Below are 2,084 nucleotides of genomic sequence, written 5' to 3'. Positions count from 1 at the left end.
CGATGTTTCACGTGAAACATCGCCACCCCCTCCGCTTGTACCCGGCTCCTGCCGTGTGGACCCCCTCGCCGTGTCGGCATGTGGCTCTGTCGACTTCTCGCCATGTGTGGCCGGGCCGCGGACCGGGAAGGCAGAAGCGGGGGCCGTGGTTGTTTCACGTGAAACCGCGGTGTCCTCCCGCGCGTAGGATTCAGGGTGGATCCCTTTTCTCCGCGCCGCTGCGCGTCCCCCTTCGCCCACCGGTCCCGCCGTGTGCGCGGACGCCGTGGCGAACCGACATGGAAGTGATGATGGACGAGTTCACAGGTGGTGACCGATGACCTCGGGCACTGAGGAGTCCGGCGCCGCGCTCCCCGCTCCCCCGGCGGAGGCGGAGGCGGTCTTCGGCACCTCCCTGCCGACGGCGCGGCGCTACGCCGAACTGCTCGCCGACGACGGGGTGCGCCGGGGCCTGATCGGTCCGCGCGAGGTCCCCCGCCTGTGGGAGCGGCACCTCATCAACTGCGCCGTCGTGGAGGAGCTGCTTCCCGAGGGCGCGGAGGTGGTGGACGTCGGCTCGGGCGCCGGGCTGCCCGGTCTGGTGCTCGGCCTGCTGCGCCCCGACATCCGCATGGTGCTGCTGGAGCCGCTGCTGCGCCGGACGGTCTTCCTCAACGAGGCCGTGGAAATCCTGGAGCTGCCCAACGTGGAGGTGCGGCGCGGCCGTGCCGAGGAGGCGCACGGCGAGGTCTACACCGACTTCGTCACCGCCCGCGCGGTCGCTCCCCTCAGTCGGCTCGCCGGGTGGTCCCTGCCCCTCCTGCGCGAGGGTGGCAGCCTGCTGGCGCTCAAGGGGGAGCAGGCGGAGGCCGAACTGGCCGCCGCGAAGGAAGACGTTTCGAAACTGCGGCCCAGCGTTAGCGATGTGATCAGGGTGGGGCGGGGTAAAGTCGATCCCGCTACCACGGTCGTTCGCGTCACGGTGACCGGTGGTCCGCCCGCGCCGAAGGCGCGCGGCGGCAAGAAGAAGCGCGGACGGAAGAGGTGAACTCCTTCGTGAACCCATCCGACAACCCCGGTGTTTCACGTGAAACATCCTCCTACGGAGACCTGCTCGATGTTTCACGTGAAACACCGTCCGGGGTTCCCGACACTCCGCTCGCCCGTGCGGCCCACGAGGCCATGGCGGTTCGCGGGCCCGACGACATCTGGCCCCGGCCCAAGGAATGCCGGGTGATCAGTGTGGCCAACCAGAAGGGCGGCGTCGGCAAGACCACCACGACGGTCAACATCGCGGCCGCCCTGGCGATGCACGGACAGCGCGTCCTCGTGGTCGACCTCGACCCGCAGGGCAACGCGTCCACCGCCCTCAGCATGGAGCGCGACAACCAGACCCGGTCCATCTACCACTGCCTGGTGGAGGACGAGGAGATCCGCAAGCTCGCCCAGCCGGTCCCGGAGATCCCCAACCTCTGGTGCGCCCCGGCGACCATCGACCTGGCGGGCGCCGAGATCGAACTGGTCTCGCTCGTCGCGCGCGAGGCCCGGCTCAAGCGGGCCTTCGCCGCCTACGACACCTCGGACCTGGACTACATCCTCATCGACTGCCCGCCCTCGCTCGGCCTGCTGACGGTCAACGCGATGGTGGCGTGCGACGAGGTCATGATCCCGATCCAGTGCGAGTACTACGCCCTGGAGGGTCTGGGGCAGCTGCTGCGCAACGTGGAGCTCGTCCAGTCCCACCTGAACCCGGGGCTGGCGGTCAGCACCATCCTGCTGACGATGTACGACGGCCGGACCAGGCTCTCCCAGCAGGTGGCCGACGAGGTGCGCTCGCACTTCGGGGACACCGTCCTGGAGACGCTGATCCCCCGGAGCGTCCGGGTGTCCGAGGCGCCCAGTTACGGCCAGTCGGTGATGACGTACGACCCGGCTTCCACCGGTGCGGTGGCCTACCTGGAAGCCGCCCGGGAGATCGCCCACAGGGCCAAGGTCTGACAAGCGGAAGAGGAGTGTGGAGGTGCCGGTGAGCCAGCAGCGGCGCGGACTGGGCAAGGGACTGGGGGCGCTCATCCCACAGGGGCCCGCGGCCCCCGCCCCCAGTC

At 69.8% G+C, this 2,084-nt stretch carries 2 protein-coding genes; both read left to right on the top strand.

The window, feature by feature from the left end:
• The first annotated feature begins 316 nt into the window (after positions 1-316).
• The gene (gene rsmG / locus DQW06_RS28815; RefSeq protein ID WP_117199656.1) at positions 317-1,027 is read left to right on the top strand and encodes a 16S rRNA (guanine(527)-N(7))-methyltransferase RsmG; all 711 of its coding nucleotides are present in this window, start codon (positions 317-319) and stop codon (positions 1,025-1,027) included.
• Between the two features lie 134 nt (positions 1,028-1,161).
• A complete protein-coding gene (locus tag DQW06_RS28810; protein WP_049800333.1) occupies positions 1,162-1,977 on the top strand; it encodes a ParA family protein in 816 nt (271 codons plus the stop codon).
• The last annotated feature ends 107 nt before the right edge of the window (positions 1,978-2,084 follow it).

This window comes from Nocardiopsis sp. TNDT3 (assembly GCF_003427465.1).
GTDB lineage: Bacteria > Actinomycetota > Actinomycetes > Streptosporangiales > Streptosporangiaceae > Nocardiopsis > Nocardiopsis dassonvillei.
The sequence above is the reverse complement of the archived record's forward strand: the minus strand, read 5'-3'. Positions and strand labels throughout refer to the sequence as shown.

Coding starts and splice junctions, on each gene's coding strand:
- rsmG (WP_117199656.1), top strand. CDS start 317: ATGACCTCGGGCACTGAGGAGTCCGGCGCCGCGCTCCCCGCTCCCCCG.
- DQW06_RS28810 (WP_049800333.1), top strand. CDS start 1,162: ATGGCGGTTCGCGGGCCCGACGACATCTGGCCCCGGCCCAAGGAATGC.